Raw genomic sequence first — 19,152 nt, 5'->3', positions numbered from 1 at the left:
TCGGCCGTCCGGGCAGGTCCGGTCGATGATCGATCAGTTCCGGTGCACCGCCGCCCGCCGGACCGCGCCGCCCCGCAGCCTGGATGGTGGCCCACCGCCACCGACGGCGATCCGGGCCGGTGAGGGGGAATCCATGACCGCCGGGCGGGAGACGGTGGCCTTTCTCGGCCTCGGCGGCATGGGCCGTGGCATGGCCACCAACGCGGTACGCGCCGGCCTGCCGACGGTGGTGTGGAACCGTACGCCCGGGGTCGCCGAGGCGTTGGCCGATCTCGGCGTACGGGTCGCCGGCAGCGTGGCCGAGGCGGCGGCGCAGGCGGCGATCGCGGTGACGATGGTCTCCGACGCCGACGCGGTCAGCGCGGTAGCGCTCGACCAGGGCATGCTCGCCGCGTTGCCACCCGGTGCGATCTGGGCGCAGATGAGCACGATCGGCCTGGCCGGCACCGAGCGGCTCGCCGCCACGGTCGAGCGGGAGCGGCCGGACGTCGTCTTCCTCGACGCCCCGGTGGCGGGCAGTCGGGGGCCGGCGCAGGCCGGGCAGTTGGCGATCTACGCGTCCGGGCCGACCACCGCGCGGGAGCGGGTGCGGCCCCTGTTCGACGCGATCGGTCAGCGGACCATCTGGGTCGGCCCGGCGGGTCAGGGCTCCCGGCTGAAACTCGCCAACAACGTCCTGCTCGCCTTCCTCGCCGAGGGGGTCGCCGAGTCGGTCGCGCTGGCCCGGGCGCTCGGGATCGGGACGGAGACGTTGCTGACCGCGCTGGTCGGTAACCCGATCCTGCCGCCGTGGGGTGAGGCCAAGCTGCACCGGATGGCACGGGACGACTATTCCCCGGAGTTTCCGCTCGCCCTGGCGCTCAAGGACATCCGACTGGCGCTCGACGCCGTCGACCCGGCCCAGTTCACCGTCGCGGGCTGCCTCGTCGCGCAGTGGCAGCGGGCGCTCGACCGAGGGTTCGGCGACGACGACCTGACCGTCATCGCCCGCGCGATGACACCGGGGTCCGGTTGACGTGCCGATCCGGTTGACGCCCAGGTCCGTACGAGGGCAGGCCCGGATGACGCCCCGGCGGCGTGACCGGGGGTCATCCGGCCAGCCCAGCGGGTGGCTCGCCGGATGACCCCCGGTCGGACTAGTCGAGGTCGAACTCGCCGTCCTGGGCACCGGCCACGAACGCGTCCCACTCGGCCTGGGTGAACACCAGGACCGGGCCGTCCGGCTCGGCCGAGTTACGCATGCCGATCAGGTCGTCCACGAACGCGACCTCGACCGCCGCCTCGGACGTGTCGCCCTCGGCGCGCTGCCACACCGCGCGGGACAGGTCGAAATCGCCCTTCGGATGCTGCGCCATCGTCGGTTCCTCCACTGCGCGATCCGTCATGGGAAAGCCTTTCCACTGTCAATGTTGCAGGATATGCGGATGCCGAGCCTTACCCGGGTCGAGGCGGCCGAGCGCGCCGCGCTGCTGACCGTCGAGTCGTACCACATTGATCTTGACCTGACCGTCGGTGACGACCGGTTCCGGTCCGTCACCCTGATTCGCTTCCGGGCCACCCCCGGCGCCACCACCTTCGTCGACGTCAAGCCGGCCCGACTGACCAGCGTACGGCTCAACGACACGACCATCGATCCGGCGACGCTCGCCGACGGTCGTCTTCCGTTGACCGGTCTGCGCGCCGAGAACACGCTCACCGTCGAGGCGGAGATGGCGTACTCGAACACCGGCGAGGGGCTGCACCGCTTCGTCGACCCGGCCGACGGTGAGACGTACCTCTACGCCATGGCCTTTCTCGACCAGGGCCCCGCCATCTACGCCAGTTTCGACCAGCCCGACCTCAAGGCGCCGGTCACGCTCACCGTGACCGCGCCCGAGCAGTGGCTGGTCGCCGCGAACGCCGCGCCGGTCGGGGCGCCGGTCGGCGGCCGGTGGGAGTTCGCCCCGACCGTGCCACTGGCCACCTACTACACCTCGTTGATCGCCGGTCCCTACCACGCCCGGTACGACGAACACGACGGCGTGCCGCTCGGCATCTACTGCCGCCGCTCGATGGCCGAGTACCTCGACCAGGACGCCGAGGAGATCTTCACGGTCACCAGGCAGTGCCTGGACCGGTTCCACGAGCTGTTCGAGATCCGCTACCCGTTCGGCAAGTACGACCAGGCGTTCGTGCCGGAGTTCAACGCCGGGGCGATGGAGAACCCCGGCCTGGTGACGATCCGCGACGACTACGTCTTCCGGTCCGCCGTCACCGACAGCGAGCGGGAACTGCGCGCCACCACCATCGCCCACGAGATGGCGCACATGTGGTTCGGCGACCTGGTCACCATGCGCTGGTGGGACGACCTCTGGCTGAACGAGTCCTTCGCCGAGTACCTGGGCACCCGGGTGACCGCCGACGCGACCCGCTTCACCGGCGCGTGGACCACCTTCGGCCTGCGGCGCAAGGGCTGGGGGTACGCGGCCGACCAGCGCCCGTCGACCCACCCGGTCGCCCCGGCCGAGGTGGTGGACGCCGCGGCCGGTCTGCTCAACTTCGACGGCATCTCGTACGCCAAGGGCGCCTCGGTGCTGCGGCAACTCGTCGCCTGGCTCGGCGACGACGCCTTCCTGGCCGGGCTCAACGCGCACTTCGTGGCGCACCGGTACGGCAACGCCACCCTCGCCGACCTGCTCGCCGCGATGAGCACGGCCAGCGGGCGGGACCTGTCCGAGTGGGCGGAGCTGTGGCTGCGGCGCCCGCAGGTGAACACCCTGCGGGCCGAGGTGAGCGTGGCCGACGACGGCACGTACGACGAGGTGGCGGTGGTGCAGACCGCGGCACCGGAGCACCCGGTGCTGCGTCCGCACCGGATCGGGGTGGGGCGCTACGACCTCGACGACTCGGCCGGCGTCGACCGGCCGGTGGCGGCACTGCGGGACCGGATCGAGGTCGACCTCGACCCGGCCGTCGACAAGGGACGGACCGTGCTCACCGCGCTGGCCGGCGAGCCGGCCGCCGAGGTGCTGCTGCTCAACCACAGTGACCTCACCTTCGCCAAGGTGCGCCTCGACGACGCCTCGGCGGCTGCCGTACCCCGGGTGCTGCCCGCTCTGGTCGACCCGCTGGCACGTGCGGTGCTCTGGACCGCGACCATCGACGCGGTGACCGACGGGGAACGGCCGGTTGCCGACCTGGTGGCGCTGATCCTCGCCGCGCTGCCCGCCGAGACCGAGGTCATCGTCGTCGAGGACGTGCTGAAACTGAGCCGTACGCTGATCGACCGTTACCTGGACCCGGAGCGTCGCCTGACCGCCCTCGGACACGTCGCCCAGGCGTGCGACCGGCTCCTCGCCGGCGCACCGGCCGGCGGATCGGTGCAGCTCGCCGCCGCCCGGGGGTTGATCGGGGCGAGCGTCGACGCCGCCCGGTTGGCCGGCTGGCTGGCCGGCGAGGCGGTGCCGGACGGCCTCGCCGTCGACACCGACCTGCGCTGGGCGCTGGTCGGGCGCCTGGTCGTGCTCGGCGCGGCCGGCGAGCCGGAGATCGCCGCCGAGTTGGCCTCGGACCCCAGCGCCACCGGTGCGGAGCGGGCTGCCCGCTGCCGGGCCGCCCTGCCCGACCCGGCCGCGAAGGAGCGGGCGTGGCAGATCGTGATCAACGACACCTCGCTCTCCAACCGGCTGGTCGAGGCGAACGCGGCCGGCTTCTGGCAGCCGGAGCAGGCCGAACTGACCGCACCCTATGTGGAGCGCTACTTCGACGAGATGCCGGCGGCGGCGCGTAGACGTACCGCCTGGACCGCCGACCAGGTGGCCAAGCTGGCCTTCCCCCAGTACGCCGTGGAGCAGCGGACCCGGGATCTGGCCGGGGCGCTGCTGGCCCGCGACGACCTGACGCCGGGACTGCGCCGGGTGGTCACCGACGCCGACGACGACCTGCGCCGGGCGCGGGTGGCGAGGTCCGGCGCGCTCGCCTGACCGCCCGCTCGCTCGCCCGCCCGACCGACCGACCGGGGTTTGGCCGGGCGGCGGCACCGCCACCCGATGCCGCCTGGGCGGTGTCGGGTGGCGGATCGACCGGGTGCGATCTGCGTCATGCCGGGGCGGCTGGACGGCCGCCCCGGCTTACGATCAAGAGGTGGAGGAAGATACCCGACGAATCGGGATCATGGGTGGCACCTTCGATCCGATTCATCACGGTCACCTGGTCGCGGCGAGTGAGGTCGCCGACCGGTTCGGGCTCGACGAGGTCATCTTCGTGCCCACCGGCCACCCGTGGCAGAAGGCCGACGAGCCGGTCTCCTCGCCGGAGGACCGCTACCTGATGACCGTGATCGCCACCGCCTCCAACCCGCGTTTCCAGGTCAGCCGGGTCGACATCGACCGGAACGGCCCGACCTACACCGTCGACACCCTCCGCGACCTGCACGAGCAGTACGGTCCGAAGGCGCAGCTCTTCTTCATCACCGGCGCGGACGCCCTGGAGAAGATCCTCTCCTGGAAGGACGCCGACCAGGTGTTCGAGCTGGCGCACTTCATCGGGGTGACCCGGCCGGGCTTCGAACTCTCCGCCGGGCACCTGCCGGCCGACTCGGTGAGCCTGGTGCAGGTGCCGGCGATGGCGATCTCGTCCACCGACTGCCGCGCCCGGGTGGCCGCCGGGGAGCCGGTCTGGTACCTCGTGCCCGACGGTGTGGTCCAGTACATTGCCAAACGCCGGCTCTATCAGTAGTGGTTTGGGCTGTTTGCGACCCGTTGTTCGTTAACTGCCAAGTCGTAACTCGGCCACGTGTGAGAGGCTAGACAGGTCTCATGGTCGACCCAAAGGAGTACGGTGACAGCTTCCGATCGCGCTCTCGAGCTGGCATTGGCCGCCGCGCAGGCGGCCGCTGACAAGAAGGCCGAGGACATCGTCCTGATCGACGTGGGCGACCAGTTGGCCATCACCGACGTCTTCCTGGTCGCGTCCGCGCCGAGTGAACGTCAGGTGCAGGCGATCGTCGACGCGATCGAGGAGCGGCTGCTCACCCTCCCGGAGAAGGCGAAGCCGGTGCGGCGCGAGGGCGAGCGGGCCGGACGCTGGGTGCTGCTCGACTACGTCGACATCGTGGTGCACATCCAGCACACCGAGGAGCGGGAGTTCTACGCTCTCGACCGGTTGTGGAAGGACTGCCCGGTCATTCCGTTCGTCGACCGCGACCTCGTGGACGCCGACGCCGGCCGCGCTGAATGACCCGACTGATCGTCTGGCGGCACGGCAACACCGACTGGAACGCGGGCAACCGGGTGCAGGGGCAGACCGACACCGTGCTCAACGCACTCGGCGTCGAGCAGGCCGAGGCCGCCGCCGTACTGCTGGCCGCCCTGAAGCCGGATGCCATCGTCTCCAGTGACCTGCAACGCGCGGCGCGCACCGCGCAGGCCCTGGCCGCGCTGACCGGCCTGCCGGTGCGGACCGACCCGCGCCTGCGCGAGCGTCACTACGGCAAGTGGCAGGGGCTCACCATGTCCGAGGTGAAGACCCGCTTCCCGGCCGAACACGCCCGCTGGCGGGCCGGCGACCAGAGCCCCGGCTGCGACGTGGAGGCCCTCGGCGACCTGGGCAGCCGGGTCGGCGACGCGCTCCGGGCGGCGGCGGATGCCACCCCCGGTGGGACCACCGTGATCGCCACCCACGGCGGTGGTGCCCGCCAGGGCTGCGGCCACCTGCTCGGTTGGTCGCCGTCGGTGCTGCGTCAACTCGGTTCGTTGCAGAACTGCCACTGGACCGAGCTGCGCCACGACGACGTACGCGGCTGGCAGTTGCGCGCGCACAACGTCGGCCCGGCGGCCAAGGACCCGATTCCCGCCGCGATCTGAGTCACCGGCCGGCTCCGCCGGGCCGTTCGGTTCGGCTCCGGACCCATTCGCGGCTGTTTACCCGATTGGCGCGCATTCCGGCATCGGCGCCCACCAGGCAGATCGGCTAACGTGCCGGGATGCCCGTCGCGGTTGTCACCGACTCCACCGCCTACCTGCCGGACGACGCCGTCGACCCGGTCGTCACCACCGGCCCCGACCCGCGCTCGTCGGGTGTGGTCCGGTCCGACTCCGACCCGCGTCCGGCGGGTGTGGTCCGGTCCGACTCCGACCCGAGCTTCACCGGCTGCCCGCAGCTCACCGTCGTGCCGCTGATCGTGGTCGTCGGTGGGGTGCAGGGGCTGGAGGGGATCGAGGTGTCGCCGGCCGACGTGACCCGGGCGATGACCGGCCATCGGGTGCCGGTGAGCACCTCCCGGCCGGCACCGGAGCAGTTCGCGGCGACGTACCGCCGGCTGCTCGACCAGGGCGCGACCGGCATCGTGTCGGTGCACCTCTCCGCCGAACTCTCCGGCACGGTCGAGGCCGCCGAGATCGCCTCGGCCGGGTTCGGCGACCGGGTGACCGTGATCGACTCCCGGTCCACCGGCATGGGCCTCGGGTTCCCGGCACTCGCCGCGGTGCGGGCCGCCGCCGACGGGGCCGAGTTGGCCGAGGTCGGGCGGGCCACCCGGGACGCGATCGGGCGTACGTCCACCTTCTTCTACGTCGACACCCTCGAATTCCTGCGCCGGGGCGGCCGGATCAACGCCGCCGAGGCGCTGCTCGGTACCGCCCTCTCGGTCAAGCCGATCCTGCACGTACGCGACGGCACCATCGCGGTACGGGAGAAGGTCCGTACCGCCAGTCGCGGGCTGGCCCGGCTGGTCGACCTGGCGCTGGGCGCGGCGGGCGAGTCGAGGGTGGACGTCGCCGTACACCATCTGGCCGCACCACAGCGGGCCCAGGCGCTGGCCGAGGCCCTTGCCGTACGCCTCGGCGACCGGTTGTGCGACCGGCACGTCACCGAGGCCGGCGCGGCGGTCGGCGCACACGCCGGACCGGGACTCGCCTGCGTGGTGGTGCACCGCCGCCCCTGACCCGGCCGGGGTGGGCCAGGTCCGGCCGGGCCCGGTCAGCGCAGCGTCAACCAGCGCAGGGTCAACCAGCGCGGCGTCAACCAGCGTCCGGTCAGCGCAGCGTCAACCAGCGCAGGCCGAGGCGGTTGATCCGTTCGGACTCGGCGTCGTCGATCGGCGCCCGTCCGGTGGCCTTGCGCAGGAACGTCACCCGGTCCCAGCCGAGGTCCCCTAGCGGCGCGAGGCCATTCGGCCCGACCAGCAGCTCCGTCACCAGTTCGGCGGCCGGTCCGGTCAGCCACGGCCGGCGGTCGAGGGCCGAGGCCAGGTCCAGGCCGTGCACCGCGACCTCGACCACCCGGGTACGCAGGAACTCCGTCAGCAACATCAAATCCCCGTGCCGGGTGCGTACGACCCGGTCCGGCGGCTCGGCCCGGCAGAGTTGGTCCACCCGTTGCCAGGTCGCGGTGAAGTCCTCGACCAGCGCGTCCCCGCTCACCCGTGCCGCCGCGTGATCCTGCGCCAGCTTGATCCGCCTGGCGTTGGTCTCCGGGGCGAATCGGTCGTCCGGCCGGTAGTACGCCGTCGCCGAGACCTCGGCGTGCTCCGGAGCCTCGGCCGCCAGCATCTCCGGCAGCCAGGCGAGCACCACCCGGACGTGCGCCAGCAGGTCACGTACGCGCCACGGGGTGCAGGCGGTCGGTCGGTCCCAGTCGGGTTCGGGCAGCCCGCTCATCGCCCCGGCGAGTTGCTCCGTCTCGCCCTGGAGGACGTCCAGCACCCGCTCCCGCCGCATGTCGGTCAACGTACCAACACCGCCGCCGCCGGCCGCCTGGCCCGGACGCTTCGTGATCACGAAGAGTTCGGCTCGCCAGAGCCGGCCGAACTCTTCACCATGTTCGCCGGTCACCGGTTGGCTTGACGGGGGCGTAGCAGAGAGGAGCAAGATCAGGGCGTTCTCCACAGGTGGGTCGGCCGTCCACAGGAGAGTGCGACGTGGCGGTACGGCGTGCGGATTCCGCCTACCGTCCGGCGGGTGTCTGACGACGAGACGAGGGTGCGGGAGCGGCTGGCCCGGCTGGCGGGCGGCGGGGCGAGCCCGGTCGCCGTACCGGTGGGGACCGATCCGGTGGCGGACGAGCCGGCGCCGGCCGTCGGGCACCGGCTGGGCGGACCCGGGGCCTTCGACCCCGGCCGGCGTGGGGTGCGCGCGCTGGCGGCGGTGGCGGTCGTGGTGGTGCTCGGGGCGGCCGGCTGGGCCTGGCAGGCCCGCCCGAGGGCCGAGCCGGTGCCGGTCGCCTCGTCGGCGCCGACGATGGAGGGAACCGGTTCGGCAGACCGGCCGGCGAGCATCGGGACCGACCCGAGCCCGGTCGCGGCTACGGGCGCCGAGGTGGTGGTCGCCGTCGCCGGCAAGGTACAAAAACCGGGGCTGGTCCGGCTCCCGGCGGGGGCCAGGGTCGCCGACGCGCTCGCCGCCGCCGGGGGCGTCCTGCCCGGCGTCGACGTCGCGTTGCTCAACCTGGCCCGCAAGGTCACCGACGGGGAGCTGATCCTGGTCGGGGTGAGCGCCCCACCCGGGATGGCCGCTGCGGGCGGTGTCCCGGGGCAGCCCGGCGAGCCGGCCGCCGGTGGCGGCAAGGTCAACCTGAACACCGCCACCCTGGCCCAACTCGACACGCTGCCCGGGGTCGGGCCGGTGCTCGCCCAGCGCATTCTCGACCACCGCGACCAGCGCGGCGGGTTCCGCTCGGTAGGGGACCTGCGGCAGGTCAGCGGCATCGGCGACGCCCGGTACGAGCAGCTCAAGGAACTGGTGACGGTATGAGCGCGCCGGTCCGCCGCCGGGGTGGGGCGGTGGATCGCACCGACACGCTCACGCCGGTCGCAGCCGACGAGCGGTCGACCGGACCCGGCGGGCAGCCGGTCGGCTCCGGTAAGCGGTCGGCCGAACCCGGGCGGCTGCGGGTGGGCGGGGAGGCAGCACCGGACCTGCGGCTCGCCGGGATGGCGGTGGCCACCTGGCTCTCCGCCCTCGGCGTACTCCACCTCTCGGTCCGGATCGGTGTTCTCATCGCGACCGTGGCCGGCATCGGTGCCCTGGCCGGCGCCGCCCAGCTCGGCCGGAGGCGTCGCGTCCCGCTGGCGCGACCAGGTGCCGAACCTGCGGGCGCCCGGTACGGCTGGATCGTCGTCGCGGCCCTGCTCGGCGTGGTCTGCGGCAGTGCCGCGACCGCGGCCCGGCTCGGCGTACGCGACGCGCCGTCGCTGGCCGAACTGGCCCGCACCCGGGCCCCGGTCACGGTCGAACTGGTGGTACGTGACGACCCGCGCGCCGTGGCGGGTGCGCCCGGTCGGCCGGCGATGCTGCTGCTCTCGGCCGAGCTGTCCCGGCTGCGCGGGCCGGACCAGCGGCGGATCGAGCTTCCCGCCCGGATCCTCGTCCTCGCCACCGACCCGGGCTGGCGTGACCTGCTGCCGGGGCAGCGGCTGAGCGCGTCCGGCCGGTTGACCCGGGCCCGTGGCGGCGACCTGACGGCGGCCGTACTGTCGGCCGGCGGCGCGCCGGTCCGACTCGGTACGCCGTCGTGGACCCAACGGGCAGCCGGCAAACTTCGCGCCGGGCTGCAACGGGCCTGTCAGCCGTTGGCCGACGAGCCGGGCGGACTGCTGCCGGGGCTGGTGGTGGGTGACACCAGTCGGCTGCTGCCCGCCGTCGAGGAGGATTTCCGCACCACCGGGATGACCCACCTCAATGCCGTCTCCGGTGCCAACGTGGCCATCGTGGTCGGCCTGGTGCTGCTCTGTTGTCGCTGGTCCCGTGCCGGTCCGTGGCTCACCGCGATCGTCTGCGCCGTCGCCCTGGTCGGCTTCGTCATCCTGGCCCGGCCGTCGCCGAGCGTCGTCCGGGCCGCCACCATGGGAGCGGTCGGCCTGCTGGCCCTCGCTGTCGGCCGTCCCCGGGCGGCACTGCCCGCGCTCGGTGCCGCGATCACCGTGCTGGTGGTGGTCGACCCGGAGTTGGCCGGCGACGCCGGGTTCGCGCTCTCCGTACTGGCCACCGGCGGGCTGCTGCTGGTCGCGCCGAGGTGGCGGGACCGGTTGCGGGAACGGGGTGTGCCGGCCGGGCTGGCCGAGGCGCTGTCCATCCCGGCGGCGGCCCAACTGGCCTGCTCCCCGGTCGTGGCCGGGTTGTCCGGCACGGTCAGTTTGGTTGCCGTACCGGCGAACCTGTTGGCGGTCCCGGCGATCGCGCCGGCCACCGTGCTCGGCGTGGCGGCGGCCACGCTTTCGCCGTTCTGGCCGGCGGGTGCGGAGTTCGCCGCCTGGCTCGGGAGCTGGCCGGCCTGGTGGCTGGTGCTGGTGGCCCGCTACGGCGCCCGGCTCCCGGCCGGCACCCTGCCGTGGCTCGACGGGGTCGCGGGTGGACTGCTGCTCGCCGCGCTGACCGTGGCGCTGCTGGTCGCCGCCCGGCATCCACTGGTCCGCCGGCTGGTCGCGGTGGTCGTGGCGGCCGTGGTCGTCGGAGCGCTGCCGGTGCGCCTGGTCGCCTCCGGTTGGCCACCCGAGGGCTGGGTCTTCGCGGTCTGCGCGGTCGGGCAGGGGGACACCGCCGTGCTGCGGGTCGGGGACGGGCGGGCGGTGGTGGTCGACGCGGGGCCGGACCCGTCGTCGGCCGACCGCTGCCTGCGCCGGCTCGGCGTACGGGCGGTGCCGCTGCTCGTGGTCAGCCACTTCCACGCCGACCACGTGGGCGGACTGGACGGGGTGCTGCGCGGTCGGCGGGTCGGGGAGGTGGCGGTTCCACAGTGGCCCGAGCCGGCCGGTGGGCGTACGGCGGTCGAACGCTCGGCCGCCGCCGCCCGGGTCCCGGTGCTCCCGGTCGGCCCCGGTTGGCGGTACGTCGCCGGCCCGGTGGAGTTGCGCCTGCTCGGCCCGCCGTACCCGATGCGGGGCACCAGGTCGGACCCGAACAACAACTCCCTGGTGCTGCTCGCCCGGGTGGGCGGCGTCCGGATCATGCTCGCCGGTGATGCCGAGGAGGAGGAGCAGCGGGCGCTGGTCGACACCCTGCCCGGTGCCGACCTGCGGGCGGAACTGCTCAAGGTGGCGCACCACGGTAGCGCGTACCAGGATGCCGGGTTCCTGGACACGGTCGACCCGGCGGTGGCGCTGGTCCCGGTCGGGGCCGGTAACGACTACGGCCACCCGAGTCCGGCGGTGCTCGGCCGGCTGACCCGTAACGGGGCCCGGGTGTGGCGTACCGACACCGACGGTGATCTGGCGGCGGTGGTCCGGGACGGCCGGCTGGCGGTTGCCGTACGCGGCCTCGGTCCGACGGACGACCGACCGGAGTAACCAAAAGTATTGGCATCATCACCAAGGGTGCGAATGAAGTCGGACCATCGAGGTGACCGGGGTGAAGGAGTGGAGGAGGCTGAGGCGTGCGCCGAACGCCAGGATTAAGATAAATGTCTTGATTTGCGCTAAGTGCGGGGTCAACTACGGGTACCCGGGTGACCAGGCCCGACGCGTCCACCCGACGTGCGACGATGACCACGTGACCCCTGTTAGCCTCCCCCCGGTAACGCTCGTCCTCGGCGACGAGGAACTGCTGGTCAACCGAGCACTGACCGGGGCCGCCGAGTCGGCTCGGGCAGTTGATCCCGACTCCGACGTCCGCGAGTACGAGGCCGGTTCGGTCAACCCCGGCGAGGTTGCCGAGATGCTCAGTCCGTCCCTGTTCGGCGGTCGCCGGGTGATCCTGCTCCGCGCCGGCCAGGACGCCCGCAAGGATCTGGTCGCCACGCTGCTGACGTACGCGAAGAATCCCGACCCCGACGTGCACCTGGTGGTGGCGCACGCCGGAGGCGCCAAGGGCAAGGCGTTCGCCGACGGGCTGCGCGCGGCCGGGGCGATCGTGGTCTCGGCGGCCAAGCTCAAGGGGGACCGGGAGCGGATCGCCTTCGTCAAGGACGAGTTCCGGCGGGGAGGCGGCAAGGCCAGTGAGGACGCCGCCGCCGCCCTGGTCGCAGCGGTCGGCAACGACCTGCGCGAACTCGCCTCCGCCTGCGCGCAGTTGATCGCCGACACCGACGGGCGGATCGGGGCCGACACGGTCGCCCGCTACTACCGGGGCCGGGCCGAGGTGAGCGGCTTCACCGTCGCGGACGCGGCGATGGTCGGTGACGTCCCGGCCGCGCTGGAGGCGTTGCGCTGGGCACTGCACGTCGGCGTCGACCCGGTGCCGATCGCCGACGCGCTCGCCGACGGCGTACGGACCGTCGCCCGGGTGAGCTCCGCCGGACGGGGCAGCGCCTACCAACTCGCGAGCACGCTCGGCATGCCCGCGTGGAAGATCGAGCGGGCCCAGCGTCAGGGTCGTGGTTGGACGCCCGAAGGGCTGGTGGACGCGATGCGGGCCGCGGCCGACTGCAACGCCGCCGTCAAGGGCGGCGCCGACGACCGGGGGTACGCGTTGGAACGCGCGGTCTTCGCGGTCGCCGCCGCCCGCTCGGGAGGTGGCACACGATGAGCGGACCGCCTCACCTCCGGTTACCGGGACAGCTCCGGGCCATCCGGCGAGCCGGCGCCACCGGGGACCTCGGTTACCCCGACCTGTCCGAGTCGCTCGACGATGCCGGGCCGGTGATGGCCGGGGACGTCGCTGCGAGCTATCCCGGCCTGGTCGCCGAGGTCTGCGCCGACCTCGACGGGGCCGCGCGGGCCGAACACCCCACGGTACGGGTCTACCCCCGGCTGCTCGAACCGGTCCACGAGAGCCCGACGGTCGACGACGAGCGGGTCCAACCGCTCTACTCGCGGGTGCTCCGACTGCACCATGTCGACCCCGGCGGCCTGCTCTGCTTCCTCTTCTTCGAGGGCACGGTCGCCCTCGGCCTGCTGCTCGCACTCGCCGAGTTGGTCAACTGGTGGGGCGTGCTGGTCCTGCCGATGACCGTCGCCGTCATGGTCAAGGTCAACGACCTGGTGGCGGCGGCGGTGGTCCGCGCCGCGGCCAGGGTGCCGGACCTCGAACAGGAGCGGTTCCGGCGGGAGATGCTGCCGGCGGTCGGCCGGGCCCGGGTGCCGGACGAGTGGAAGATCAGTCCGGATTCCCGACCCGACGCGGCCGCTTCGGCGCGACCGGTGGGGCACGCTCGACCTCGCGCGGGCGGCGCCAACCGGTCACTGCCCGCCGGCACGAGGCCGGAGCCGGTCGCCGGCTCGGCCGAGGCCCTGCCCGCGGCGGCGCGGCTGGTGCTGGGACGGGCTGCGGCGAGTCGGATCCGGGCCAACTCCGGCCAGGCCGGCACGCGTCGTACCGCGATTGACCGGCCGACGAACGGTCAGCCGGCGGCGGGTGAGCGTACCGAACAGTGGCCCGGCCAGCAGGGTGGTCACTGGTCCGAGCGGTCGGACAGCCCGCAGCAGCGGGCCAGTCAGTCGGGCAGCCGGCACTACGAGTAGGCAGAGCCCTACGGGGGTAGGCAGAGCCGGTCACGAGGAAGAGGGCCGACGGGTCAGGACCAGACGACAGCTACGCCCCGAGCCGGAAAGGCTCGGGGCGTACTGGTGAAGTCTGGGGTCGGACCCGCTCAGGCAGCGGAGAGCGACTGCAGCCGCTTCGCGATCGCCGACTTGCGGTTCGCCGCCTGGTTCTGGTGGATGACGCCCTTGCTGACCGCCTTGTCCAGCTTCCGCGAGGCGTCCCGCATCAACGCGGTGGCCTGCTCGGTGTCACCGGCAACGGTCGCCTCGTTGAACTTGCGGATGGCGGTCTTCAGCGACGACTTGACCGACTTGTTACGCAGCCGGCGCTTCTCGTTCTGCCGGTTGCGCTTGATCTGGGACTTAATGTTCGCCACGCGACAGCCTCGTCTTGATAGCTCGGGTTGGTCAGCTTGATGCAGGGGCGACGATCTGCGGGAGCCTCTGGGGCGCCAACACACGGTCACATCGCCACATGCGAAAAGTCAGGTTACCAGGTCCCCCGGGTGGGGCCAAAACCGGCTCAGCGCCACCCGCGCCGCGAGGCCAGCCAGGCCAGCGCCGTCTCACCGCTCCAGCGCTGGTGCGCCCGCAGGTGCGGAGACTCCGCGGCGGGTTCGGTGGTGGCCCGTACCAACCAGTATCCGGCGAGCGCGGCCAGTGCGGCGTCCAGCCCGTCGGCCGGTGCGTCCCGGGTGGCCGGGTGGGTGGCGAAGGCGCGGTCGGCGTCGAGCCCGCTGGCGTACGCGGTGACGAGCAGGCCGGCCAGGTCGAACCAGGCGGGGCCGAAGCAGAGCCAGTTCCAGTCGCAGATCCAGGCGGCGCCGGACCGGTCGATCAGTACGTTGTCCAGCCGCAGGTCGCAGTGGATCAACCCGGTGCCGTGCGCGTAGCCGGGCAGCAGACCCTCCAGCGAGGCCAGCTCGGGCAACCGTCCCCGCAGGCTCGCCGGCACCCCGGCCGGCACCGGCTCGTACCCGTCGACGATCTCCCGCCACCAGGACAGGTCGGCCCGGAGCAGGTCGGCGAGCTGCGGCGGACCGAGCGCGACGAGTGCCTCCGGCGGCTCACGCAGCGCCCGCGCCACCCGCGCGTACGCGTCCAGGGTCGCGCTCAGCTCGGCCGGGTGCCAGGGCAGGGCCGGCGTCCGGCCGTCGATGGCGTCCAGGCAGATGACGAAGTGACCGGCGGTGGTGAGGGTCCAGCGCGGGCGGGCCACCGGCAGTCCGGGCGGGAGGGCGGCGACGATCGCGGTCTCCCGGGCGTACCAGTCGCTCAGATGCCGTTGGTCGGCGAGCGACGCGGCCTTGACGAAGACCCGGTCCCCGGCGGTGGTGCCGAGCACCCCGGCAAAACCGTTGGTGAACCCGCCACCGGCGGTGGTGGCCCAGCTCACCCTGGCGCCCAACCGGGCGGCGATCGCCGCCCGCAGTTCCGCCGGCAGGTCGGCCCAGTCCGGTCGGACGGCGGTCGCACCGTACGGCACCAGCGGCAACGGGCTCGCGGACATGCCTCCATCCTGCCTCAGCCGGCCGTCCGGACGCCGTACCGGCGACGGTGCGACCCGGTTGTCACAGTGGTCTGCCAGACTGCCGGGACATGAGGACCGACGAGTTCTGGGCGTTGATCGACGAGGCCCGCACGGGTGCCGACGGCGAGACCGAGGCGATCATCGCGCGGGCGGTGGCCCTGCTGGCGGAGCGGGACGTGGTCGAGATCGTCGGCTTCGACCAGCACCTCTGGCGGGTGTTGGCGGCCTCCTACCGGGCGGACCTCTGGGGCGCGGCCTACCTGATCAACGGTGGCTGCTCCGACGACGGCTTCGAGTACTTCCGCTGCTGGCTCCTCCTCCAGGGGCGGGCGACCTTCGCCCAGGCGGTCAAGGACCCGGACTCACTGGCCGCGCTGCCGGCGGTGCGGCAGGCGGCGGTGACCGGTCAGGAGTTCGAGGCCGAGGAGGTGCTGCACCTCGCCCGGAACGCCCACCTGAAGGCGACCGCCGCCGAGATGCCGGCCCAACCGCACGCGACCTACCCGGAGCTGGGCGAGTTCTGGGACTTCGACGACGAGGACTCGGCCCGCCAACAGTTGCCCCGGCTCGCGGCGCTCTTCGTCGAGCCGCCCGCCGAGTGACCGGCGCCTGCGCCGAATGGACACCGACGGGTTCTGGGAGTTGATCGAGCGCTCGGCGTTGCGGGCCGACACGCCCGACGACCGGCTGCGGTGGCTCACCGACCGGCTCGCCGAGCTGCCGGCCGCCGAGATCATGGACTTCACGCTCCGGCTGGACGAGCTGCGCCGCCGGGCCGACAGCCACCTGCTGTGGGGTGCGGCGTACCGGATTTGTGGTGGTCTCTGCTCCGACGACGGGTTCCACTACTTCCAGGCGTGGCTGGTCGGACTCGGGCGGGACGGGTTCGAACGGGTGGTACGCGACCCGGACGAACTGGCCGAGCTGCCCGCGGTTCAGCGGCTGGCCGGGCGGGCGTTGCGCGACTGGGCCGAAGACGAGTGGCCGAGTTGGGAGGAGCTCGACTACGTGGCGGACGAGGCGTACGAGCGGATCACCGACGGGTCCGAGGAGCTGGACGTGGTGCTGGAGCGGCACGGTCACGACGTGCAACTCACGCCGGAGCCGTCCGACGAGCGCTGGAACCCGCGCGATCCGGCCGAGGTGGTCGCCCGATTCCCCCGACTGGCCCGGATGTTCCCGGTCCCGCCGGTCGAGACCCCGCCGGCCGGCTGGGCGTTCCGCTCGGCGTGACCCGACCGGCTGCTCCGGGGCTTCCGGCGGGCATGGGATCATAGAGAGTGGTCGGCGCCGTGCCGACCGTCGCGTACCGGTCCGGCCCGAGCGGCCGTCGCGTACCGCCGACCAGCCCGACCAGCGCAGCTTGCCAGCCCGACCCGCTTGCCAGCCCGACTAGAACGGACCGCCGTGCCACCGACGCCCGACCCCGGCGCGAACACTCCTGGTGCCACCGACCCCGGCCGGATCAGGAACTTCGGCATCATCGCCCACATCGACCACGGGAAGTCGACCCTGGCCGACCGGATGTTGCAGCTCACCGGCGTGGTCGACCCGCGGCAGATGCGGGCGCAGTACCTGGACCGGATGGACATCGAGCGCGAGCGTGGCATCACCATCAAGAGCCAGGCGGTCCGGATGCCCTGGACCGTGCGCGAGGGTGAGCAGCAGGGCGAGCAGGCCGTGCTCAACATGATCGACACCCCGGGCCACGTGGACTTCACCTACGAGGTGTCCCGGTCGCTGGCCGCCTGTGAGGGCGCGGTGCTGCTGGTCGACGCGGCGCAGGGGATCGAGGCGCAGACGCTGGCGAACCTCTACCTGGCGATGGAGAACAACCTCACCATCATCCCGGTGCTGAACAAGATCGACCTGCCGGCCGCCCAGCCGGAGAAGTACGCCGAGGAACTGGCGCACCTGATCGGATGCGAGCCGAGCGACTGCATCAAGGTCTCCGGCAAGACCGGCGAGGGCGTGCCGTACCTGCTCGACGAGATCGTCCGTCAGTTCAAGCCGCCGGTCGGCAACGCCGACGCGCCGGCCCGCGCGATGATCTTCGACTCGGTCTACGACGTCTACCGGGGCGTGGTCACCTACGTCCGGGTCATCGACGGCCGGATCGAGGCCCGCGAGCGGATCAAGATGATGTCCACCGGCGCGGTGCACGAGCTGCTGGAGATCGGCGTCATCTCACCCGAGATGGAGAAGCACGGCGCGCTCGGCGTCGGCGAGGTGGGCTACCTGATCACGGGTGTGAAGGACGTACGCCAGTCGCGGGTCGGTGACACGGTCACCCTCAACACGCGGCCGGCGAGCGAGCCGCTCGGCGGTTACAAGGACCCGAAGCCGATGGTCTACTCCGGCCTCTACCCGATCGACGGGTCCGACTACCCCAACCTGCGCGACGCGCTGGACAAGCTCAAGCTCAACGACGCCGCGCTCGACTACGAGCCGGAGACCTCGGGTGCGCTCGGTTTCGGCTTCCGCTGCGGCTTCCTCGGCCTGCTGCACCTGGAGATCATCCGGGAGCGGCTGGAGCGGGAGTACAACCTGGACCTGATCTCCACCGCGCCGAACGTGGTCTACCGGGCGAAGCTGGAAGACGGCAACGAGATCACCGTCACTAACCCCAGCGAGTACCCGAGCGGCAAGGTCGCCGAGGTGTACGAGCCGGTGGTGCGGGCGACCGTACTCACCCCGAACGACTACGTCGGCGCGGTGATGGAGCTCTGCCAGGGCCGGCGGGGCACCCTGCTCGGCATGGACTACCTCTCCGCCGACCGGGTGGAGCTGCGCTACACGCTGCCCCTAGCAGAGATCATCTTCGACTTCTTCGACCAGCTCAAGAGCCGTACCAAGGGCTACGCCTCGCTCGACTACGAGCCCTCCGGCGAGCAGCAGTCCGACCTGGTCAAGGTGGACATCCTGCTGCACGGCGAGCCGGTCGACGCGTTCAGCGCGATCGTGCACAAGGACAAGGCGTACAACTACGGCGTCAGCATCGCGTCCAAGCTGCAGAAGCTGATTCCCCGGCAGCAGTTCGAGGTGCCGATCCAGGCCGCGATCGGCAACCGGGTGATCGCCCGCGAGACCATCCGGGCGATCCGCAAGGACGTGCTCGCCAAGTGCTACGGCGGTGACATCACCCGTAAGCGCAAGCTGCTGGAGAAGCAGAAGGAAGGCAAGAAGCGGATGAAGATGGTCGGCCGGGTCGAGGTGCCGCAGGAGGCGTTCATCGCCGCGCTCTCCTCGGACGACTCCGGTGGCGACGGCAAGGGCGGCAAGGCGGCCGGCAAGAAGTGACGCCGCGAACGTACGGGCCGGACGCCGCCTTCTGCCCGCGCTGCGCCGCGCCGCTGCCCTCTGCCCCGCCGACGGCCTGCGGCGCGTGCGGCTACGCGCTCTTTGTCAACGCCCGCCCGACCGCCAGCCTCGTCCTGCTCGACGGTGACCCGGTCGCGCCCCGGTTCCTGGCGCTGCGCCGGGCGTCCGAGCCCAGGTCCGGGCTCTGGGAGACCCCGGGCGGCTTCTGCGACGGGTGGGAACACCCGGAGGCGGCGGCGATCCGCGAGGGGCGGGAGGAACTCGGCGTCGAGGTGATCCTCGGCGACTTCGTCGGCATGTACGTCGGCAGTTACGACTACCAGCGCGAGACCCTTCCGGTGCTCGACATCTTCTACCTGGCGACTCTTCCAGTCGGTGCCGAGATCAGGATCGATCCGACGGAGTCGTCCGAGATGACCTGGTTCCCCCTGGCGGATCCGCCCACTTTGGCCTTCGAGACGATGGATGCGGCCGTTCGGGCGGCGGCGCGACAACTCATGATCTGAGTCGGTTTGGAATCTCCGGCGGTCGGGCACTATGCGGTCACCACACGACAAGGTGTGACCGATCCGAGTAGGAGACGACCGATGACTGTTCTCGGTATCATCACCGCCCTCATTGTTGGCCTCATCGTCGGTGCGCTCGGCCGCCTGGTCGTGCCCGGACGGCAGAACATGCCGATGTGGCTGCACATGCTGATCGGCGTGGGCGCCGCACTGCTCGGTACGGTGATCGCGCGGGCCGCGGGCATCGCCACCGAGACCGCCGGCATCGACTGGCGGGAGCTGCTGGTCCAGGTGGTCGTCGCGGCGATCGCGGTGGCCATCGTGGCCGGTGTCGGCGGTCGCCGTAGCGTCAGCCGCTACTGATCCCCGTACCACCTCCCCGTAACACGTTTGCACGGCCA

At 72.3% G+C, this 19,152-nt stretch carries 19 protein-coding genes; 15 read left to right on the top strand and 4 right to left on the bottom strand.

Translation table 11 applies throughout. From position 1 onward, the window contains the following. Positions 1-25 precede the first annotated feature (25 nt). Entirely contained in the window at positions 26-1,015 is a 990-nt protein-coding gene (locus ACI2K4_RS27100) for an NAD(P)-dependent oxidoreductase (RefSeq protein WP_404515346.1), read from the top strand. Between the two features lie 121 nt (positions 1,016-1,136). On the opposite strand, the gene ACI2K4_RS27095 is transcribed toward ACI2K4_RS27100, so the two are convergent. After that, the gene (locus ACI2K4_RS27095) at positions 1,137-1,355 is read right to left on the bottom strand and encodes a DUF397 domain-containing protein (protein WP_404515344.1); all 219 of its coding nucleotides are present in this window, start codon (positions 1,353-1,355) and stop codon (positions 1,137-1,139) included. A gap of 69 nt (positions 1,356-1,424) precedes the next feature. Between ACI2K4_RS27095 and pepN the strand changes: the two genes are divergently transcribed. The 5 genes from pepN (at position 1,425) to ACI2K4_RS27070 (ending at position 6,922) form a co-directional block, all read left to right on the top strand. Next, entirely contained in the window at positions 1,425-3,962 is a 2,538-nt protein-coding gene (gene pepN, locus ACI2K4_RS27090) for an aminopeptidase N (RefSeq protein ID WP_404515342.1), read from the top strand. A gap of 160 nt (positions 3,963-4,122) precedes the next feature. Further along, positions 4,123-4,716: a nicotinate-nucleotide adenylyltransferase gene (nadD, locus tag ACI2K4_RS27085; RefSeq protein WP_404515340.1), complete on the top strand. Its 594-nt coding sequence runs from the start codon at positions 4,123-4,125 to the stop codon at positions 4,714-4,716. 102 nt (positions 4,717-4,818) lie between these two features. Beyond that, the gene (rsfS, locus tag ACI2K4_RS27080; protein ID WP_404515338.1) at positions 4,819-5,217 is read left to right on the top strand and encodes a ribosome silencing factor; all 399 of its coding nucleotides are present in this window, start codon (positions 4,819-4,821) and stop codon (positions 5,215-5,217) included. Next, positions 5,214-5,843 (top strand): histidine phosphatase family protein, encoded by a 630-nt coding sequence (locus tag ACI2K4_RS27075; protein ID WP_404515336.1) that lies wholly within the window; start codon positions 5,214-5,216, stop codon positions 5,841-5,843. Before rsfS ends, ACI2K4_RS27075 begins: the two co-directional genes overlap by 4 nt. 119 nt (positions 5,844-5,962) lie before the next feature. Then, entirely contained in the window at positions 5,963-6,922 is a 960-nt protein-coding gene (locus tag ACI2K4_RS27070; RefSeq protein ID WP_404515334.1) for a DegV family protein, read from the top strand. Positions 6,923-7,013: 91 nt separating this feature from the next. On the opposite strand, the gene ACI2K4_RS27065 is transcribed toward ACI2K4_RS27070, so the two are convergent. Beyond that, positions 7,014-7,811, bottom strand: coding sequence for a maleylpyruvate isomerase N-terminal domain-containing protein (locus ACI2K4_RS27065; protein ID WP_404515332.1), 798 nt, complete (start codon positions 7,809-7,811; stop codon positions 7,014-7,016). Positions 7,812-7,937: 126 nt separating this feature from the next. Between ACI2K4_RS27065 and ACI2K4_RS27060 the strand changes: the two genes are divergently transcribed. From ACI2K4_RS27060 to ACI2K4_RS27045, 4 genes are all read left to right on the top strand, one after another. Continuing rightward, positions 7,938-8,729, top strand: coding sequence for a ComEA family DNA-binding protein (locus ACI2K4_RS27060; protein WP_404515330.1), 792 nt, complete (start codon positions 7,938-7,940; stop codon positions 8,727-8,729). A gap of 179 nt (positions 8,730-8,908) precedes the next feature. After that, positions 8,909-11,260, top strand: coding sequence for a ComEC/Rec2 family competence protein (locus ACI2K4_RS27055; protein ID WP_404515401.1), 2,352 nt, complete (start codon positions 8,909-8,911; stop codon positions 11,258-11,260). A 202-nt stretch (positions 11,261-11,462) separates the two neighbouring features. Next, positions 11,463-12,437: a DNA polymerase III subunit delta gene (holA, locus tag ACI2K4_RS27050; RefSeq protein ID WP_404515328.1), complete on the top strand. Its 975-nt coding sequence runs from the start codon at positions 11,463-11,465 to the stop codon at positions 12,435-12,437. Continuing rightward, positions 12,434-13,372 (top strand): hypothetical protein, encoded by a 939-nt coding sequence (locus ACI2K4_RS27045; RefSeq protein WP_404515326.1) that lies wholly within the window; start codon positions 12,434-12,436, stop codon positions 13,370-13,372. Before holA ends, ACI2K4_RS27045 begins: the two co-directional genes overlap by 4 nt. A gap of 128 nt (positions 13,373-13,500) precedes the next feature. On the opposite strand, the gene rpsT is transcribed toward ACI2K4_RS27045, so the two are convergent. Next, positions 13,501-13,770 carry a 30S ribosomal protein S20 gene (gene rpsT, locus ACI2K4_RS27040; protein ID WP_404515324.1) on the bottom strand — a complete coding sequence of 90 codons (270 nt, stop codon included), beginning with the start codon at positions 13,768-13,770 and terminating at the stop codon, positions 13,501-13,503. A gap of 146 nt (positions 13,771-13,916) precedes the next feature. Continuing rightward, complete coding sequence (locus ACI2K4_RS27035) at positions 13,917-14,903, bottom strand: phosphotransferase (protein ID WP_404515322.1); 987 nt, start codon at positions 14,901-14,903, stop codon at positions 13,917-13,919. Positions 14,904-14,992: 89 nt separating this feature from the next. On the opposite strand from ACI2K4_RS27035, the gene ACI2K4_RS27030 reads away from it, so the two are divergent. The 5 genes from ACI2K4_RS27030 to ACI2K4_RS27010 all read left to right on the top strand — a co-directional run bounded on the left by ACI2K4_RS27030 (position 14,993) and on the right by ACI2K4_RS27010 (position 19,114). After that, positions 14,993-15,526 (top strand): DUF4240 domain-containing protein, encoded by a 534-nt coding sequence (locus tag ACI2K4_RS27030; protein ID WP_404515320.1) that lies wholly within the window; start codon positions 14,993-14,995, stop codon positions 15,524-15,526. A gap of 16 nt (positions 15,527-15,542) precedes the next feature. After that, positions 15,543-16,157, top strand: coding sequence for a DUF4240 domain-containing protein (locus ACI2K4_RS27025; RefSeq protein WP_404515318.1), 615 nt, complete (start codon positions 15,543-15,545; stop codon positions 16,155-16,157). Positions 16,158-16,331: 174 nt separating this feature from the next. Beyond that, positions 16,332-18,224, top strand: a complete 1,893-nt coding sequence (gene lepA, locus ACI2K4_RS27020; RefSeq protein WP_404515316.1) for a translation elongation factor 4 — start codon at positions 16,332-16,334, stop codon at positions 18,222-18,224. Then, positions 18,221-18,751, top strand: coding sequence for an NUDIX domain-containing protein (locus ACI2K4_RS27015; protein ID WP_404515314.1), 531 nt, complete (start codon positions 18,221-18,223; stop codon positions 18,749-18,751). Before lepA ends, ACI2K4_RS27015 begins: the two co-directional genes overlap by 4 nt. An 81-nt stretch (positions 18,752-18,832) precedes the next feature. Continuing rightward, positions 18,833-19,114 (top strand): GlsB/YeaQ/YmgE family stress response membrane protein, encoded by a 282-nt coding sequence (locus ACI2K4_RS27010; protein WP_396816120.1) that lies wholly within the window; start codon positions 18,833-18,835, stop codon positions 19,112-19,114. Positions 19,115-19,152 lie beyond the last annotated feature (38 nt).

Source organism: Micromonospora sp. NPDC050397 (assembly GCF_044901685.1).
GTDB lineage: Bacteria > Actinomycetota > Actinomycetes > Mycobacteriales > Micromonosporaceae > Micromonospora_G.
The sequence above is the reverse complement of the archived record's forward strand: the minus strand, read 5'-3'. Positions and strand labels throughout refer to the sequence as shown.